A 16,595-nucleotide genomic window follows, 5' to 3' on the forward strand; every position below is an offset into this window, starting at 1 on the left:
ATTGTATGAAGTGGGGAAATACGTGAAAAATAAGCGTAGGATATATGGAAAGGGTGGATGAATGTGTCTGAAGACAGGAAAAAATATTACATTTGGCTTCCGAATGGCCAGATATCACAAGATAGGGAAAGTTCTCCATGGAACTTCGAAATCGAGGCGACAGATAATGAAATCATCAAATTACGTGAATTATTTGATTACAATTATTCAATAGGGGAAGAAAATTTTTACCGGGCACATGTCCCATACCTTCAATATCATTTTGACCGTGAAAATGATAAGCAGGATATCACCCTTCAAAAAATTTACGAAATGATTTACGCCCTGGGTACTGAAGAAGGAAGACGGCATATAGAAAGCATGGGAATACTACAGGCAAAACCAACAGACGATGGCCTCGAATATTGAGGGTCCATCGTTTTTTTGATGTAATCCAGATTCCCGCTGGATAGTGATTTTTTTTACCCATATAATGAAACAAGGAGCATAGCACCATTTCTTATACGGAGAGAAGGGGAAAAATGAAACGATTTCTTGATAAGAACGGATATAAGGTCGAATTCTCCGAGAATCCTGTCTTTGGAGAGCCTTGGCATGTTTTTGTGCTAAGCCGATATAAGGGCAGGTGGGTATTGACCAAACACAGAGAAAGGGGATTCGAGTTCCCTGGCGGTAAACGGGAAGCAGGGGAATCCATTGAAGAAACGGCCATACGGGAAGTTTATGAAGAAACGGGAGGCTTGGTGGGCCAGCTGCAATTTTTGGGACAATATAAAGTGCATGATCCAGTGAAGCCATTCGTTAAATCAATATACTATGCCGAATTGCGTGAAATAGAGAAGAAACAGAATTACCTGGAAACGGAAGGGCCAATCTTTATGGAATCATTGCCGGATGTACTCGGTGAGGAGTTTAGCTTCATCATGAAAGATGAGATTGTACCTTTCAGCTTATCGAGACTGGATGATGGCACTTTGCAAAGAAACGAGTGAATATCAGGAACTCACGAGTAAAACGGTAGAATTCACGAGTAAATCGCAAAAACTCACGAGTAAAAGTCCGAAACTCACGAGTAAATCGCGAAAACCCACGAGTAAAAGTCCGACTCACAAGTAAAACGGTAGAATTCACGAGTTAAGCTGGTGGAATTCACTCGTAAATCGGCGGAATTCATGAGTAAATGGTAGAAACTCAAGAGTAAATGTCCGAAACTCACGAGTAAATCGCCGAAACCAACTAAATTCATGTTTTAACTTAGCATGAGTGAAAAACTGCCGAGGGTTATCGGCAGTTTGGTCAGTCTTTGATTAATTTTCGCTCGAGAAGTTCGACTAGTTGATACATGATTGTGGCAAAGACGGCAATGATCATCAAGGCAAGCATTACAAGGGTGAAGTTGAAGACTTGAAAGCCATAAATGATTAGGTAGCCGAGTCCTTTGGCCGAAACAAGGAATTCCCCTACGATGACGCCGACCCAGGAGAGACCGACATTCACTTTCAAGGTCGAGATGATCGTTGGGAAGGAGGCGGGTAATATGGCTTCCCGAAAAGCTTGGGTTCTTGTGGCGCCAAAAGTTTGGAGTACTTTCAGGTAGTTCGGGTCCACTTCGCGAAATGCGGTGTAGACGACGATGGTGGTGATGATGATGGAGATGATCGCCCCCATCGAGATGATGGATGGAAATCCAGGGCCGAATGCTACGATGATGATGGGGCCGAGTGCCACTTTCGGCATCGCATTTAAAATGACGAGATAAGGGTCAAGTATTTTGGATAATCTTGGCGACCACCAAAGCAGGGATGCCAAGATCGTTCCAAGCAGTGTCCCTATGATAAAGCCGAGAACGGTCTCGAATAGCGTCACTCCGGAATGGGATAGCAGGGTTCCATCACCCAATTTCTGTATGAAAAGATGCCACACTTTAGTCGGGGAGCTGAAGATGAGCGGATCGATCAGTTCCTTCCTGGATAAAAGTTCCCAACTGCTGAAAAAAACGATGAAAATCAGGATCTGATAAAAGCGAATGAGCCTGTTTTCTTTTTTTAATGAGGTTTTATATTGGTTATGAAGCTGTTCAATATTCAAGGCTCTCAAGCTCCTTCCAGATCGTTTGGAAAAGCATCGGATACTGCGGATGGTTGCGTGCATGGAAAGGCGTGAGTTCACGCAATTCATCGGGCACCATGAAGGTTTTGTGCACGCTTCCCGGGTTCGCGGAAAACAGAAAGATGCGGTCACTCATCGCAATGGCTTCACCGATATCATGGGTGACGAGCACGGCTGTCTTTCCGAAGGATTTCAGGGTTTCAAAAACAAGGTCTTCCAGCTTCAACTTGGTTTGGTAATCAAGAGCTGAAAACGGTTCATCAAGCAAAAGGATTTTTGGGTCGACTGCCAGTGTCCGTGCCAGTGCAGCCCTTTGCCTCATTCCTCCCGATAGTTCGCGCGGATATAATTTTCCGGTGTCTCCCAATCCAACGTCACTTAAAAGTTTAAGCGTTTTTATTCTCTCGAGTCCTTCATCTTTTTTTATCAGTTTCAATCCTAATAATATATTTTCTTCTATCGTCTTCCATGGAAATAGATAATCCTGCTGCAGCATATAGCCGATTGAAAGGTCGCTGTTGGCTTTCAGCGGTTTGTTTTCGAGCAGGATCTTTCCTGAAGTGGGCGGAAAGAGCCCGGCGATGATGGAAAGCAGGGTGGTTTTTCCGCAGCCGCTCGGACCTAGAAAAGAGACGAATTCACCTTTTTCAATGTCGAGGGAAATGTCCGCAAGTGCGGTCGCTGCCGTCTGATTTGAAAAATAAGTATGGTGAATGTCTTGGATTTTTAAAAAGCTCATCGGACATCCTCCTTACTTTTTGCTATGTTATTTTGCGACTTCTTCAGCAAAGTCGGTATTGACCAGCTCTTCATGGCTAATACGTGTAGGAAGCTCGCCTGCTTCATCCATGATGTTTTGAAGATTGTTCCATTCTTCTTCATCAAGAATGGGATCGGTGGCAAAGGATCCTTGTTCTTTGTAGCGGTTGATGACTGTTTCCATCGTCTCGAGGTTGGTATCCTCAAAATACGGCTGAATGACTTCGGCAATTTCGGCAGCATCGTTTTCCTGAACCCAATCTTGTGCTTTCTTCAAGGCCCTCGTGAATTTTTCGACAGTCTCTTTGTCTTCTTTCAAATAGCTTTCTTTAGCCATATAAACTGTATATGGAAGATGACCGGACTCGGTGCCGAAAGAAGCGACGATATAGCCTTTTCCTTCTTTTTCAAACACACTGGCCGTTGGTTCGAACAGTTGAACGAAATCGCCGGTTCCGGAAGCGAAGGCAGTTGCGACATTCGCGAAATCAATGTTCTGGATGAGGTTCAAATCTTTTTTCGGGTCTATGTTATGTTTTTTCAATACGAACTCGCCGGCCATCTGCGGCATTCCGCCTTTACGCTGGCCTAGGAATGTAGAGTTTTTCAGCATATCCCAATTGAAGTTGTCAATTTTTTCACGTGAAACAAGGAACGTTCCATCCGTCTGTGTTAATTGAGCGAAGTTGATGACGGGGTCATTCGAGCCTTGTGCCTGAACGTAAATCGATGTTTCGGAGCCAACGAGAGCAATATCCGCTCCATCAGAAAGAAGCGTGGTCATCGTCTTGTCGCCGCCTGCCGTCGTTTTCAAATCAATGCTGAGGCCCTCATCTTTAAAAAAACCTTTTTCGATCGCGACATATTGCGGTGTATAGAAAAGGGAGCGGGTTACTTCGGCAACCCTTACCTTCGTTGTTTCCTGTTCTTTTTTGCCGCATGCGCCAAGCGGGATCACCAGCACGCACAGAAGTAAAAATACGACACCTGCTTTACACCATTTTTTCAAAATGCCTTCCTCCTTGATATATGGGTATTTTGCCTACATTATCGTATGAACGGAAGAAAAAAATGTGAATCCTCTCAGGGGATAAAAACAAGCGGATGTTTTACAATAAGAATAGAGAGAAAGGAGAGTGGAAATTGGAGAACGGAACGATTATTTCAAAACAGCGGTTTCCATCACCGCATCCACGAATCCATCTTTATTCAGTTACGTACATATCACAAGGCTTGAAGGTAAAGGGGTTGCTGGCTGAACCGGTTGATGGCGAAATACATGATGCCTTCTTATATTTACGCGGCGGGATTAAAAATGTCGGCAAGGTGAGGCCTGCAAGGATCGTGCAGTATGCTGTAGAAGGTTTCATCGTTTTTGCTCCTTTTTATCGTGGAAATCAAGGCGGGGAGGGAGATGAGGATTTTGGAGGAGAGGATCGATTCGATGCGATATCAGGATTCAATCTTCTTGAACAGCATCCCCGAGTGAACAAGGATCACATTCATATCCTCGGATTCTCCCGTGGCGGCATCATGGCCCTTTGGACTGGGATATACTGCAGGAATGCAGCATCGATCGTCACATGGGGAGGTGTGTCGGATATGTTTTTAACATATGTCGAACGGGTCGATATGCGTCGGATGATGAAGCGTGTCATCGGCGGAACACCTAAAAAATGCCCCGATCAATATGAATACCGTACCCCATTGTTTGCGATTGAAGATTTGAATGTACCCGTCCTGATCGTACATGGTGAAAAAGATGACAATGTCGCCATAGAACACGCATACCGGCTGGAAAAAAGGTTGAAAATGCATGACAAAGAGGTCGAAAGCTGGTATTTCCCTCAATTCACGCATTACTTCCCACCTGCCGTGAACAGAAAAGTAGTCGAAGATTTAACATCTTGGATGAAAAGTAAAACCGAATAATGATAGAATGAAGGATATACTAAGTATATTGGCAAGAGGAGGAGATACACATGGGCATGCCTATGGAGCTAAATACCATGATCGTTACAAAAGGGAACGAAACCCGTGAAGAAGAAAACATTTTTCGGCTGGCGAAAGCTGGTTACAGGTTATACCCTATCGATATTCCAATCGATGTCCGCAAAACGATCCAATCTGATTCAAGCGGAACAGCCGTTATCCAAAAAATTGAATGGACCAGTGAAAAGACCATCATTACGTACCAACTGCTATCACTGAATTCAACTAACTAAATAGACAAGCGCTTGCCGGGAATCGCCTCGCTGCAAGCGCTTTTTTTGTTTTGGCGGAATTCGACAGATGCGCGGATAATTCTGCCTGTGCGGAAAAAATCCGACCCAAGCAAAACGGGATTTTATCAGCGTAGAATCCCTGGCGGATATTCAATCTTCGAAATGATTGTCACGAAAAGAGTGGTAAAATGGTGTAAAGTGCATGAGGCGGGGTGGTTTGATGATTTTGGTGAGTTCTTGTTTAGCGGGCCTTGAGGTTAGACACAATGGTACCCACAGCTTGGATGAAGGAATTATGGCATTGATGAGGGAGAAAAAGGCTATAGCGGTTTGTCCTGAGTTGCTTGGCGGTTTTTCGACACCGAGGGAACCTGCTGAGATAGTTGGCGGTGAAGGTGGGGATGTCCTTGATGGAAAAGCGAAGATCATCGAAAAGTCGGGCAGGGATGTAACGGAATTGTACATAAAGGGAGCGAATCTTACGTTATTGAAAGCCCAGGAGGTAGGGGCGACGTTAGTCGTTTTAAAAGAAAACAGTCCATCCTGCGGGAGTGCCACGATATATAATGGGGAATTCAAGGGGAAGAAGAAGGTCGGGAATGGAGTGACCGCGGCTTTGCTTAGGAGGCATGGGTTCACGATCATTTCAGAAGAAAGGTTATTCGATTATTTGGATGAAAAATGAGTAATGGCATTTTAGATAGTGCTTTTGAAAGAAGGGGAATACATGGAGGATATCAATCTCTATACTTTGCTATTTTTAGTACTTGCGGGTTTTATTGCCGCATTCATCGATTCCGTAGTGGGCGGGGGCGGGTTAATTTCCATTCCTGCTTTATTGTTCACGGGCATATCGCCTTCAGCGGCACTTGCCACTAACAAGCTGGCGGGTACCATGGGGTCTTTAACGAGTACGATTTCATTCATTCGGGCTGGAAAAGTGGATTTCAAATTCGTCATCAAGCTGTTTCCGATCACCGTGATTGGAGCGGCGTTAGGAGCATACGTTGTACATTTCGTTTCCGCAGAGATATTGAAGCCCCTCATTTTGATCTTGTTGGTCATTGTCGCGATTTATACGTTGGTAAAAAAGGATTGGGGTAAAGACGCAAAGTATAAAGGGCTGACAAGGAAGAAAATGATTCTATTGATAATCATTATATTTGCGATTGGTTTTTATGATGGTTTTCTTGGACCAGGCACAGGTTCCTTTTTATTATTTTCATTTCTGATCATTGGGTTTGATTTTGTCCAGGCTGCCGGGAATGCAAGAATATTGAATTTTGGAAGCAATATTGCCGCACTTATCATTTTTTTATCTATGGGGACCGTCAATTTTGCCTATGGAATCCCGATGGGTCTTGCAATGGTCGCGGGAGCATTGGTAGGAACGAACTTCGCCATAAAGAAAGGTGCTTCCTATGTCCGTATCTTATTCATTTGCGTCACGATTTTATTGATTGGAAAAAATGTCCTTAATTATTTTCATATTTTTTGATGGAGTGTTCAGCGAATGAATACCTATTAAAAATGGCCGGGGATACAAGGCATATTTTCGGCCATTTTTAAACAAGGTCATTCGCTTCTTCATGTGCTGGGAAATCAGCTTCCCCGTAGGTTTGCAGTTCGGTAATCTCTGAATGAAATACTTCTGCATAAAAGGCCAATGCGACTATTGCTGTCCATCAAAAATTAAATAGGAGGTAACTTGATTTTTCATACTAATCCTCTTGTAAACTTCCTTCATTTTTTAAATATGCTTCTATTTCAGTCATCCCTTTACGCTTCGGATAACGCATTTTCACAAGAACGACTTCGTCCCCCTTAATTTCTCTACCACATTTACCACAATTGGGGTCTTTCCCGAACATTACAACACCTCTAAGGTAATAGATTGACTTCAATGAAACGTTAAATCTCCCCAAACCATCACATATGTATTTAACATTTACAAATCTAAATTGGACTTTGCTTTAATCCTTCGCTAATGAAAATGGAAGCAGCCGTTTCACAATCTGGCTGAATAGAAAAAGGCCTGCCGCTTTCGTGACAGGCTTTTCTCTCTATTTTATTTTTTATAATGGAAGGGGTGATTTCACTTCGCAATGCGTTAATAGGATATCGACAATCCGCTTTGAAGCGAATCCATCTCCATATGGGTTGGAAGCTGTCGCCATTTTTTTATAGGTTTCTTCATTTGTAAGTAACTCTGAGGCTAGTTGATAAATTCGTTCTTCCTCAATTCCTGCCAATAAAAGGGTACCGGCATCGATTCCTTCCGGACGTTCTGTTGTATCGCGTAACACAAGGACAGGAACGCCAAGTGAGGGAGCTTCTTCTTGCACCCCTCCGGAATCTGTCAATATGAGATGGGCGTGCGCCGCAAAATTATGAAAATCAAGTACCTCAAGCGGCTCTATTAAGTGAAGCCTTTCCGTTTCACCGAAAATCCGGTAAGCAATTTCACGGACAACCGGGTTTTTATGAAGCGGGAAAACAACTTGGATATCCGTGTAATCTTCAAGCAGCCGTTTGACGGAACGGAATATTTCTTCCATTGGTTTTCCGATATTTTCCCGTCTGTGCGCTGTCATCAATAACATGCGATCTCCATTCAAACCAGATAGAATCGGATGATCATAGTCTTTATTTACTGTTGTTTTCAAAGCATCGATAGCCGTATTGCCAGTAATATGGATACAATCACTCTTTTTATTTTCCAAAATTAGATTCTCTGCCGCCTGATTTGTAGGGGCAAAGTGCAAATCAGCCATGACGCCTGTCAGCTGCCTATTCATCTCTTCAGGATATGGAGAATACTTATTACCAGTCCGCAGACCAGCTTCAACGTGACCAATCTGTATCTTATTATAGAAGGCTGCCAGGCTGGCGATGAAAGTTGTCGTGGTATCCCCATGTACGAGGACGATATCCGGTTTTATTTCTTTCATGAGCGAACTCAATTTTTCAAGCCCTCGTGTTGTAATCTCTTCTAATGTTTGTCTATCCTTCATCATATCCAAATCGTGATCTGGATTTATTTGAAAACATTGCAAGACTTGGTCGAGCATTTCCCTATGCTGGGCGGTGACCACCACGATGGTTTCTATTTCTTCTGGATGCTTTTTCAGTTCCAAAACGACTGGTGCCATTTTGATAGCCTCTGGTCTTGTACCAAATACGGTCATGACCTTAATACGTTGTTTAGACATGCTCATTTCCTCCCCTTCTGAATGTCTCCCCCATTATAACGGGAAGTTCAGGGGAAATATAAAAACGAAACAATTATTAACAGAATTTTTACAATATTAATAATGACTTTATACTTCTTTAACCTTAAGTTAATATCTGGCATTTACAATATAAAGCAGGAAGTAAGCTAAGCAGAATAGAGGTGATAGGCGAATATGAAAAGCGTCCTGATGATCGTGCAAAACTTTTATCCGGAAATCGGAAGTGCGGGAAATAGAATGAAAAATATATATCTCCATTTGAAAAGAAACGGATTCGAGGTAACGGTCATCACATTGAAGCCGAGTTATCCTAATCAAAGTTTATATCAAGATACAAAGTTTTGGGATGAAGATAGCATTGAAGAAGATGTCATCAGGATTAAGCCGGACAAAGTGAAGAGGTATACAAGCAATATGGGGAAGCGGTTGCTTCATTATCTTGAAGCGATGTGGCTTTTCATTTATACAATCATCCGTCTCGAAAAAAAATATGATTATGTGTTTGCCACGACCCCGCCCATCTTCCCTACATTGGCAGCGTTGATCGCCAAGAAAAAGATGAAGGCGAAACTCATTACCGATGTCAGGGATTTATGGCCGGAATCGTTGATAGGGGTAGGCGTATTCAATAATAAGTGGGTATTGAAAATCGCTTTCTTCCTGGAAAGGAAGCTATATAGGCATTCAGATTTTATTATCATCAATAGTCCTGGTTTCAGGGATTATATCGTTGCAAAGGGAGTCAAGGAAGAGGCCATCCAATTCATCCCCAATTCGCTTACTGCGGATGAGCTGACGTTAAAGAACTTGCTTACACCCGTATCGGAAAAGGTAATCAAGGTCGTTTATGCGGGGAATATCGGACTGGCCCAGGATTTGAAAAAACTGATAGCCGTAGCTGAAAAGCTAAGGGAACATAAACAAATCGAGTTCTCGATGATTGGATATGGATATCGGATATCCGAAGTGGAGAAGGAGATAAGCTCTAGAGGGCTGACCAATATTAAGGTGATTAATGCGATGAATCGAAGAGTGACTCTTCATGAAGTTTCAACGTCTCATATTGCCTATGTGAGCTTGGTTGAAAAAGAAGTCTTCAATAAGGTCCTGCCCGGTAAAATCATCGATTATATGTGTGTCGGAAAACCCATTGTCGGTGATGTGGACGGCAGGGCCAAGAAGATGCTCATAGAGGCGAAATGCGGGTTGGTGGCAGAGAGCAGAAATGTTGATGAAATTTGTCAGCATATATTGACAATGGCCTCAGATCCGGCCCTTCGTGAAGAACTGGGAGAAAACGGTCATCGGTATGCTAAACAACATTTTCAATGGTCTAAAAATATTAAAGGTCTCATCAACGTGATGGAAGCGTCAGGCTGAAAAATCCGGAAGTGGAGGACAACATGGCGAAGAAAGTATGTATGTTCGTGTGGAATCACTTTACGAACGATGCGAGGGTTCTAAGAGAATGCACAGCACTTACAGAAGCGGGTTATGAAGTTGACTTAATTGCCATTCATAACTGGAAAATCGAAGGTTTGGCCAAAAAGGAGAAACACCAAAATGGTTTCTCGGTCACTAGGGTGAATAACCGCTGGGAGGCGCTTAATAAGATTCTCAGGATCGTAGGCAAATTGAAGAAAAAGAAGTTTGAAATCGCCCTATTTGCCTTAGTGATCTGGAATACATTGTGGAATTTGAACTTGATCAACGGCTGGGTGGGGTCGGGAATACTGTTCGGTGCATTTGCACTCCTTGCGCTGGGCACCATGTTCATCACGAAAACGAAGCTGCCGACACTATTAACGAGGAGCTACATTTTTGGTCAAATGATCTATCATGGCCGGAAAAGGAAATATGATTTCTATCATTCAAATGACTTGAATACGCTCATGCAGGGAGCGATCAGCAGTAAATGGCTGAGAAGGAAAAAGCTGATTTATGATTCGCATGAAGTACAAACGAGCAGAACGGGATATAATAGCCGAATTTACGGGATGATGGAGAAATTCCTATTAATGTTCGTCGATGAAATGATTGCTGAAAACCATACGAGAGCTAAGTATAACGAAGACTTATATGGTCTGTATCCCAAGGTGGTCCATAACTACCCGATTCCAACCAATCCGGAGGAAAGTACGGCCGTGAATTTGCATGAGCTGCTCGATTTGCCAGAGAATGAACCGATATTGTTATACCAAGGCGGCGTTCAAATGGGCAGAGGGTTAGAGCAATTGGTTGATGCTGTACCGATGATCGAGGGAGGAACGGTAGTTTTTATCGGGGATGGAAGGATCAAGGATGAATTAATGAAGAAAGTAAGCGACATGAACCTGGAGCATCGTGTGAAGTTCCTGCCGAAGGTTCCGGTCGACGAGCTGCTCCATTATACAAAGAATGCGTATTTAGGTTTTCAGATATTGAATAATGTCTGCTTTAATCACTACTCCGCTTCTTCAAATAAATTGTTTGAATACATGATGAGCGGTGTGCCAGTGGTTGCCTGCAGCTTTCCTGAAATTCAAAAGGTTGTCGATACGGAAAAAATCGGTGTATGTGTCGATTCGCATGATCCAAAATCAATTGCCGAAGGTGTCAATTACTTATTGAAGCATCCTGAAAAAAGGGCGGAAATGAGTCAAAACTGTCTGAAGGCGCGACAAAAATACAATTGGAAACAAGAGAAGGAAATCTTTATCGAAATCTATCAAACAGCCTAACAAATTTGAGTGCAGCAGAAAAATAGATAGGAGTGGTTTATATGAAACTTTGTACAATCGGACTTGGTTATATCGGACTTCCAACTTCTTTAATGTTTGCTAAATACGGTGCCGATGTTGTCGGCGTGGATATCCATCCTGAGATTATTTCCAATTTGAATAGCGGCAGGCTCCATATCGAAGAACCTGGATTGGATGAGGTATTAGAAGAAGTGCTAACTTCCAATAAGTTCCGAGCTGCTTTAAGCCCGGAACATGCGGATGTTTTCATCATCGCGGTGCCTACTCCAAATAAAAAGGACATGCACCAATCCTGTGATTTAACACATGTCTTGGATGCCACCTCAAACATTCTTCCTTTTATCAAAAAAGGGAATGTCATCATTATCGAATCGACGATAGCGCCAAGAAGCATGGATGATCATATTAAACCGATGATCGAGAGGACGGGCCTTACCATCGGAAAAGACATTTTCCTCGTACATTGTCCGGAACGCGTTTTACCTGGAAGGATTCTTGAAGAGTTGGTTCATAATAACCGTATCGTCGGGGGCATCACCGAAACATGCTCATATAAAGGAAGTCTTGTTTACAAAACCTTCGTTCAAGGGGAGATCATTCAGACCGATGCGAAAACGGCTGAAATGTCCAAACTGATGGAAAACACCTTCAGGGATGTCAATATCGCCCTTGCGAATGAGCTGACGAAAATCTGTTTCGAGCTGGACATCAATGTTTTGGATGTCATATCGATGGCAAACAAACACCCTCGTGTCAATATACACCAACCAGGACCAGGAGTTGGCGGCCATTGTTTAGCGGTCGATCCGTATTTCGTCGTTGCAAAGGCACCGGAGTATGCGAGAATCATTAAATTGGCCCGTGATACCAACGTATCGATGCCTTATTACATCGTTAATTCCGTAAGGATGATGCTAGAGGGGATCCGGAAGCCAAAAGTAGCTGTTTTCGGTCTTGCATACAAAGGAAATGTAGATGATATTCGTGAAAGTCCCGCCATTGATGTCGTCAATATCTTGATGGGGATGGAAAACATGGATGTAGCCTTGCATGACCCGCATGTCCAATCTGGAAAGATGCCAGTCGTATCAGTGGAAGACGCTGTAAATGATGCTGACTTGATACTTATCCTGACTGACCATGATGAATTTAAACAGATGGATTATGATAAGCTATCGAATCTCATGAGCAATAAATTGATTCTGGATACACGCAATTGCATTGATGCAACTAAAACAGATGTCCCGGTGGCGAACCTGGGCAATATATATCAATACAAAACGGTGTCCATGAAAAAAGACAGGAATAAAGCGATCATCTAAAAACTTGGACAACATCGATAACGGAATAACGATTAAGGGGGCACTGACTATCACAGTGCCCTTTTTCCACTGAAAAAAAGGACCATGCAAGAAAGTGGTCCTTTCAGAACGTGGAAACGATCCAGTTGGTTTCAGATCCGCTTCCTGTACGTCAAGCCTCCTCACCGCAAGCATCCTAGCAGAGTCTCGGCTAGCCAATTATTCGAGCGCAGCCGTCATATTTCGGGTTATAAGGCAGTATTCGAGCGCAGCCGCCGTTTTTCGTGCTGCAAGGCAGAGAATTCGAACGCAGATGGCGTATTTCGAGCTATAACGCAGTAATTTCGACCACAGATGGCATATTTCGAGCTGTATGGCGTGAATTCGACAGTAGACGTGTATTCGGGTGCAAGGCAGTAAATTTGAGCGCAGCCGCCATATTTCGGGGTGTATGTCAGTAATTTCGAGCGAAGATGCCGTATTTCGGGTTACTTGGTACTTTATTCGACAGTAGACGAGGTATTTCCCCTTCCATGGCACTTTATAAAGTAATCCATAATCATGGTTCGGGAAGTGACGTTTCCTGCCGACAAACTGAAAGGACCAAGCAAGAGCTTGGTCCTTTTGTGTACAATTTATTAAGCTGTCGGGCCGCCAAGTTCTTCGATTTCACTTGGAACGCTTTTGAATTTCTTGAAGTTTGCACGGAATTGTGCGGCAAGGTCTGTTGCTGCTTCTTTATAAGCGGCAGGATCTGCCCAAGTCTTGATTGGTTGAAGCACTTCATCAGGAACACCAGGAACATGAAGCGGGATATCCAAACCGAAGATATCATCTTTGATCGTTTCGATGTTCGCTAATTCACCTTCAAGCGCCGCTTGTACCATTGCACGGGTGTAAGCAAGTTTCATACGGCTTCCAGTTCCGTATGCACCGCCAGTCCATCCTGTGTTGACAAGGTAAACTTTTGCATTGTGCTCGTCAATTTTATCACCAAGCATCTCAGCATAGCGTGTAGCTGGAAGCGGTAAGAATGGTGAACCGAAGCAAGTGGAGAATGTAGCTTCCGGTGAGGTTACGCCTCTTTCAGTACCAGCCAATTTACTAGTGTATCCGCTTAGGAAGTGGAACATTGCCTGTTCTTTGGAAAGCTTGCTGATTGGAGGCAGAACGCCTGAAGCATCAGCCGTTAAGAAAATGATTGTATTTGGATGTCCTGCAATACTTGGGTTCACGATGTTATCGATTGCTTGCATTTGGTAAGCAGCACGAGTGTTTTCAGTCAATGAACTGTCATCATAGTTCGCTTCACGCGTATCCGGATCAACAACAACATTTTCCAATACAGCACCAAAACGGATTGCATCGAAAATTTGCGGTTCTTTTTCACGTGAAAGGTTGATCGTTTTTGCATAGCAGCCGCCTTCGATGTTGAATACGCCGTTAGAAGACCAGCCGTGCTCATCATCGCCAATCAATTTACGGCTAGTGTCTGCTGATAAAGTTGTTTTGCCTGTACCGGACAGTCCGAAGAATAAAGCGACGTCCCCTTCACGTCCTACGTTAGCAGAGCAATGCATTGGAAGGATTCCAGCCTCTGGAAGTAAGTAGTTCATGATCGAGAAGATCGATTTTTTCATTTCTCCTGCATATTCCGTTCCGCCGATCAGGATCGTACGGCGTTCAAATGAAACGATGATGAACGTTTCGGATGTAGTTCCGTCCACTTCTGGGTCCGCTTTGAAGTTAGGTGCAGAAAGGATCGTGAATTCAGCTTCGTGACCTCTCAGCTCCTCTTCGTTTGGACGGATGAACAATGTATGGGCGAAAAGGTTATGCCAAGCATATTCATTGACAACACGGATGGGAAGACGTGACGATTCGTCTGCACCAGCGAAACCTTTAAAAACAAAAATCTCTTCTTTTGCTTTTAGGTAGTCAACTACTTTATTATATAGTTTATTGAACACATCTTCGGAAATCGGCCGGTTCACGGGACCCCAATCGATTTTATCTTTAACGGATGCTTCTTCCACGATAAATTTATCTTTAGGTGAACGACCGGTATATTTGCCAGTTTCAGCTTTTACCGCGCCGGTTGATGTTAAAACGCCTTCATTTCTGCTTAGTACTTTTTCGACCAATTGAGGAACTGATAGTTGAGTTTGCACATTGTTTCCTGTTAATAATTGGTGTAACTCATTAGAAACGTCTACAGAATTCATATATGAGGTACCTTCCTTTGTTTGAGTTTTTAGATTATAATTAGTATAACACATTCATTTAATTAGTCTATACTATTTCTTTTAATTTGTGATTATTTTCAGCTGGCCGCATTAATCATTTTAATCCGGCAGGAACCGAGTCAGGATGATCGCATAGACTTTCATGAGGAAAAATTATTTAAATAGGAAGTAAGTAAACAATATATGTCTAAAAGGAAAGTCAGGATGTCGTTCCTTTTCGATATTCAGTACTTTATTATTAATGGCAATTTACAACATTTCTATTCGTATATTGCGTTGTAAACCCCTCTAGGACGTTGTATCAACATGTTTTTTCAAATGAACGCCATTCTGGGTGGAAATGTTCTTTTTAGAAAAGCATTGACAAATTCCAGCCAGATACGATAATATCTTAAATTGTACGGATTCTCTTATCCCGAGTTGGTGGAGGGACAGGCCCTTTGAAACCCAGCAACCTGCCATATTGAACTTGACTCCAAGATCGATCGCCGAAAATAAAGCGAAGGTCTTCAAGGAATAGTGGTGATGGTGCTAACCTGAGCAAGGTAAAAAACCCTTGAACGATAAGAGTGAAAGGATAGAAGACAGAATTTTAAACCTTTCCTCATTTGCCAGGGAAGGTTTTTGTGTTTTTTATAAGTAATTCTGTGTCTATAGTTGAAACTAATGAGGGAAACGAGTTCCGTAAAAACAGGCTTATGCCTACAACATACTAACTTCCAAGGAGGAAATATGATGTCAAAGAAACGTCTATTTACTTCTGAATCTGTTACAGAGGGCCATCCGGACAAAATTTGTGATCAGATTTCAGATTCCATTTTAGATGCTATCCTAGCTAAGGATGCAAATGCACGTGTTGCGTGTGAAACTAGTGTAACTACAGGTCTTGTACTTGTTGCTGGTGAAATTACAACGTCCGCTTACGTGGATATCCCGCGTATCGTTCGTGATACGATTAAAGGAATTGGCTACACACGTGCGAAATACGGTTTCGATGCTGAAACTTGTGCCGTTTTGAGTTCCATTGATGAGCAGTCTGCCGATATCGCAGCTGGTGTCGATAAAGCATTGGAAGCTCGTGAAGGAAACATGTCAGATGAAGAAATCGATGCAATCGGTGCAGGGGACCAAGGTCTTATGTTCGGATTCGCTTGTAATGAAACAGAAGAGCTTATGCCGCTTCCGATTTCATTGGCGCATAAACTTTCATTCCGCTTGGCTCAAGTTCGTAAAGATGAAACTCTTACTTACCTACGCCCTGATGGTAAAACACAGGTAACCGTTGAATATGATGAGAATAACCGTCCTGTACGTGTAGATACAATCGTCATCTCAACACAGCATGATGCAGAAATTACGCTTGAACAAATTCAAGCCGATCTAAAAGAACATGTGATCAAAGCTGTCGTTCCAGCCGAGTTGATCGATGCAGATACTAAGTACTTCATCAACCCGACTGGCCGTTTCGTAATCGGCGGACCTCAAGGGGATGCTGGTCTTACTGGACGTAAAATCATCGTTGATACTTACGGCGGATACGCTCGCCACGGCGGCGGTGCATTCTCTGGTAAGGATGCTACTAAAGTTGACCGTTCTGCTGCATACGCTGCACGTTACGTTGCGAAAAACATCGTGGCAGCCGGCCTTGCCGACAAAGCGGAAGTTCAATTGGCATACGCAATTGGTGTGGCAGAGCCTGTATCGATCTCCATTGATACGTTCGGAACTGGTACAGTAAGCGAAGAAGTCCTTGTTGACCTAGTTCGCGCAAACTTCGACCTTCGTCCAGCTGGTATCATCAAAATGCTTGACCTTCGTCGCCCAATCTACAAACAAACAGCTGCATACGGACACTTCGGCCGTACAGATGTCGATCTTCCATGGGAACGCACGGACAAAGCAGAAACATTAAAAGCACAAGCGTAATTCATATAAAAAAAGGTGTCCCGTTATTTGCGGGGCACCTTTTTTATGGATTAAC

At 43.1% G+C, this 16,595-nt stretch carries 16 protein-coding genes and 1 riboswitch; of the genes, 10 read left to right on the forward strand and 6 right to left on the reverse strand.

Going from position 1 to position 16,595, the window contains the following annotated elements; translation table 11 throughout:
* Positions 1 to 57: 57 nt before the first annotated feature.
* Both A6755_RS04185 and ytkD read left to right on the forward strand, forming a co-directional pair.
* Complete coding sequence (locus tag A6755_RS04185) at positions 58 to 408, forward strand: hypothetical protein (protein WP_034310527.1); 351 nt, start codon at positions 58 to 60, stop codon at positions 406 to 408.
* Between the two features lie 113 nt (positions 409 to 521).
* Positions 522 to 992 (forward strand): RNA deprotection pyrophosphohydrolase, encoded by a 471-nt coding sequence (ytkD, locus tag A6755_RS04190; RefSeq protein ID WP_063589840.1) that lies wholly within the window; start codon positions 522 to 524, stop codon positions 990 to 992.
* Positions 993 to 1,296: 304 nt separating this feature from the next.
* Here ytkD and A6755_RS04195 read toward each other — a convergent pair whose 3' ends face one another.
* From A6755_RS04195 to A6755_RS04205, 3 genes are read right to left on the reverse strand one after another with little or no spacing between them, the layout of a single operon-like run.
* Entirely contained in the window at positions 1,297 to 2,088 is a 792-nt protein-coding gene (locus A6755_RS04195; protein ID WP_225988859.1) for an ABC transporter permease, read from the reverse strand.
* Positions 2,078 to 2,848 carry an ABC transporter ATP-binding protein gene (locus tag A6755_RS04200; RefSeq protein ID WP_063589842.1) on the reverse strand — a complete coding sequence of 257 codons (771 nt, stop codon included), beginning with the start codon at positions 2,846 to 2,848 and terminating at the stop codon, positions 2,078 to 2,080. The genes A6755_RS04195 and A6755_RS04200 overlap by 11 nt, the downstream gene beginning before the upstream one ends.
* A 27-nt stretch (positions 2,849 to 2,875) precedes the next feature.
* A complete protein-coding gene (locus tag A6755_RS04205; RefSeq protein ID WP_063589843.1) occupies positions 2,876 to 3,877 on the reverse strand; it encodes an ABC transporter substrate-binding protein in 1,002 nt (333 codons plus the stop codon).
* A 134-nt stretch (positions 3,878 to 4,011) separates the two neighbouring features.
* Here A6755_RS04205 and A6755_RS04210 point away from each other — a divergent pair, with 134 nt between their 5' ends.
* From A6755_RS04210 to A6755_RS04225, 4 genes are all read left to right on the forward strand, one after another.
* Complete coding sequence (locus tag A6755_RS04210; RefSeq protein ID WP_244889629.1) at positions 4,012 to 4,800, forward strand: alpha/beta hydrolase family protein; 789 nt, start codon at positions 4,012 to 4,014, stop codon at positions 4,798 to 4,800.
* Between the two features lie 50 nt (positions 4,801 to 4,850).
* Positions 4,851 to 5,093: a DUF2584 domain-containing protein gene (locus A6755_RS04215; RefSeq protein WP_034310541.1), complete on the forward strand. Its 243-nt coding sequence runs from the start codon at positions 4,851 to 4,853 to the stop codon at positions 5,091 to 5,093.
* A 220-nt stretch (positions 5,094 to 5,313) separates the two neighbouring features.
* Positions 5,314 to 5,778, forward strand: a complete 465-nt coding sequence (locus A6755_RS04220; protein WP_063589845.1) for a 2-thiouracil desulfurase family protein — start codon at positions 5,314 to 5,316, stop codon at positions 5,776 to 5,778.
* Positions 5,779 to 5,820: 42 nt separating this feature from the next.
* Complete coding sequence (locus tag A6755_RS04225) at positions 5,821 to 6,591, forward strand: sulfite exporter TauE/SafE family protein (RefSeq protein WP_063589846.1); 771 nt, start codon at positions 5,821 to 5,823, stop codon at positions 6,589 to 6,591.
* Between the two features lie 223 nt (positions 6,592 to 6,814).
* Here A6755_RS04225 and A6755_RS04230 read toward each other — a convergent pair whose 3' ends face one another.
* Positions 6,815 to 6,964, reverse strand: coding sequence for a hypothetical protein (locus A6755_RS04230; protein WP_063589847.1), 150 nt, complete (start codon positions 6,962 to 6,964; stop codon positions 6,815 to 6,817).
* Positions 6,965 to 7,168: 204 nt separating this feature from the next.
* Entirely contained in the window at positions 7,169 to 8,305 is a 1,137-nt protein-coding gene (gene wecB / locus A6755_RS04235; RefSeq protein ID WP_063589848.1) for a non-hydrolyzing UDP-N-acetylglucosamine 2-epimerase, read from the reverse strand.
* A 195-nt stretch (positions 8,306 to 8,500) separates the two neighbouring features.
* Between wecB and A6755_RS04240 the strand changes: the two genes are divergently transcribed.
* Genes A6755_RS04240 through A6755_RS04250 form a run of 3 tightly spaced genes read left to right on the forward strand, consistent with a single transcriptional unit; the run spans position 8,501 to position 12,389 of the window.
* The gene (locus A6755_RS04240; RefSeq protein ID WP_063589849.1) at positions 8,501 to 9,706 is read left to right on the forward strand and encodes a glycosyltransferase family 4 protein; all 1,206 of its coding nucleotides are present in this window, start codon (positions 8,501 to 8,503) and stop codon (positions 9,704 to 9,706) included.
* Between the two features lie 23 nt (positions 9,707 to 9,729).
* Positions 9,730 to 11,046 (forward strand): glycosyltransferase, encoded by a 1,317-nt coding sequence (locus tag A6755_RS04245; RefSeq protein WP_063589850.1) that lies wholly within the window; start codon positions 9,730 to 9,732, stop codon positions 11,044 to 11,046.
* A 41-nt stretch (positions 11,047 to 11,087) separates the two neighbouring features.
* Positions 11,088 to 12,389, forward strand: a complete 1,302-nt coding sequence (locus tag A6755_RS04250; protein ID WP_063589851.1) for a nucleotide sugar dehydrogenase — start codon at positions 11,088 to 11,090, stop codon at positions 12,387 to 12,389.
* A gap of 617 nt (positions 12,390 to 13,006) precedes the next feature.
* Here the strand turns inward: A6755_RS04250 and pckA are convergent.
* A complete protein-coding gene (gene pckA, locus A6755_RS04255; RefSeq protein ID WP_034310564.1) occupies positions 13,007 to 14,593 on the reverse strand; it encodes a phosphoenolpyruvate carboxykinase (ATP) in 1,587 nt (528 codons plus the stop codon).
* Positions 14,594 to 15,021: 428 nt separating this feature from the next.
* Positions 15,022 to 15,184, forward strand: a riboswitch (SAM riboswitch).
* 162 nt (positions 15,185 to 15,346) lie between these two features.
* Here pckA and metK point away from each other — a divergent pair.
* On the forward strand, positions 15,347 to 16,540 hold the full coding sequence (metK, locus tag A6755_RS04260) for a methionine adenosyltransferase (RefSeq protein ID WP_063589852.1): 1,194 nt from the start codon (positions 15,347 to 15,349) through the stop codon (positions 16,538 to 16,540).
* Positions 16,541 to 16,595 lie beyond the last annotated feature (55 nt).

This window comes from Peribacillus frigoritolerans (assembly GCF_001636405.1).
GTDB classification, from domain to species: domain Bacteria; phylum Bacillota; class Bacilli; order Bacillales; family DSM-1321; genus Peribacillus; species Peribacillus frigoritolerans.

Bases quoted from the DNA above. Each gene is read 5' to 3' on its own strand.
- A6755_RS04185 (WP_034310527.1), top strand. From the start codon at position 58: ATGAATGTGTCTGAAGACAGGAAAAAATATTACATTTGGCTTCCGAAT.
- A6755_RS04215 (WP_034310541.1), top strand. From the start codon at position 4,851: ATGGGCATGCCTATGGAGCTAAATACCATGATCGTTACAAAAGGGAAC.
- A6755_RS04230 (WP_063589847.1), bottom strand. From the start codon at position 6,964: ATGTTCGGGAAAGACCCCAATTGTGGTAAATGTGGTAGAGAAATTAAG.
- A6755_RS04200 (WP_063589842.1), bottom strand. From the start codon at position 2,848: ATGAGCTTTTTAAAAATCCAAGACATTCACCATACTTATTTTTCAAAT.
- A6755_RS04250 (WP_063589851.1), top strand. From the start codon at position 11,088: ATGAAACTTTGTACAATCGGACTTGGTTATATCGGACTTCCAACTTCT.
- ytkD (WP_063589840.1), top strand. From the start codon at position 522: ATGAAACGATTTCTTGATAAGAACGGATATAAGGTCGAATTCTCCGAG.
- pckA (WP_034310564.1), bottom strand. From the start codon at position 14,593: ATGAATTCTGTAGACGTTTCTAATGAGTTACACCAATTATTAACAGGA.
- A6755_RS04225 (WP_063589846.1), top strand. From the start codon at position 5,821: ATGGAGGATATCAATCTCTATACTTTGCTATTTTTAGTACTTGCGGGT.
- wecB (WP_063589848.1), bottom strand. From the start codon at position 8,305: ATGTCTAAACAACGTATTAAGGTCATGACCGTATTTGGTACAAGACCA.
- metK (WP_063589852.1), top strand. From the start codon at position 15,347: ATGATGTCAAAGAAACGTCTATTTACTTCTGAATCTGTTACAGAGGGC.
- A6755_RS04240 (WP_063589849.1), top strand. From the start codon at position 8,501: ATGAAAAGCGTCCTGATGATCGTGCAAAACTTTTATCCGGAAATCGGA.
- A6755_RS04220 (WP_063589845.1), top strand. From the start codon at position 5,314: ATGATTTTGGTGAGTTCTTGTTTAGCGGGCCTTGAGGTTAGACACAAT.
- A6755_RS04245 (WP_063589850.1), top strand. From the start codon at position 9,730: ATGGCGAAGAAAGTATGTATGTTCGTGTGGAATCACTTTACGAACGAT.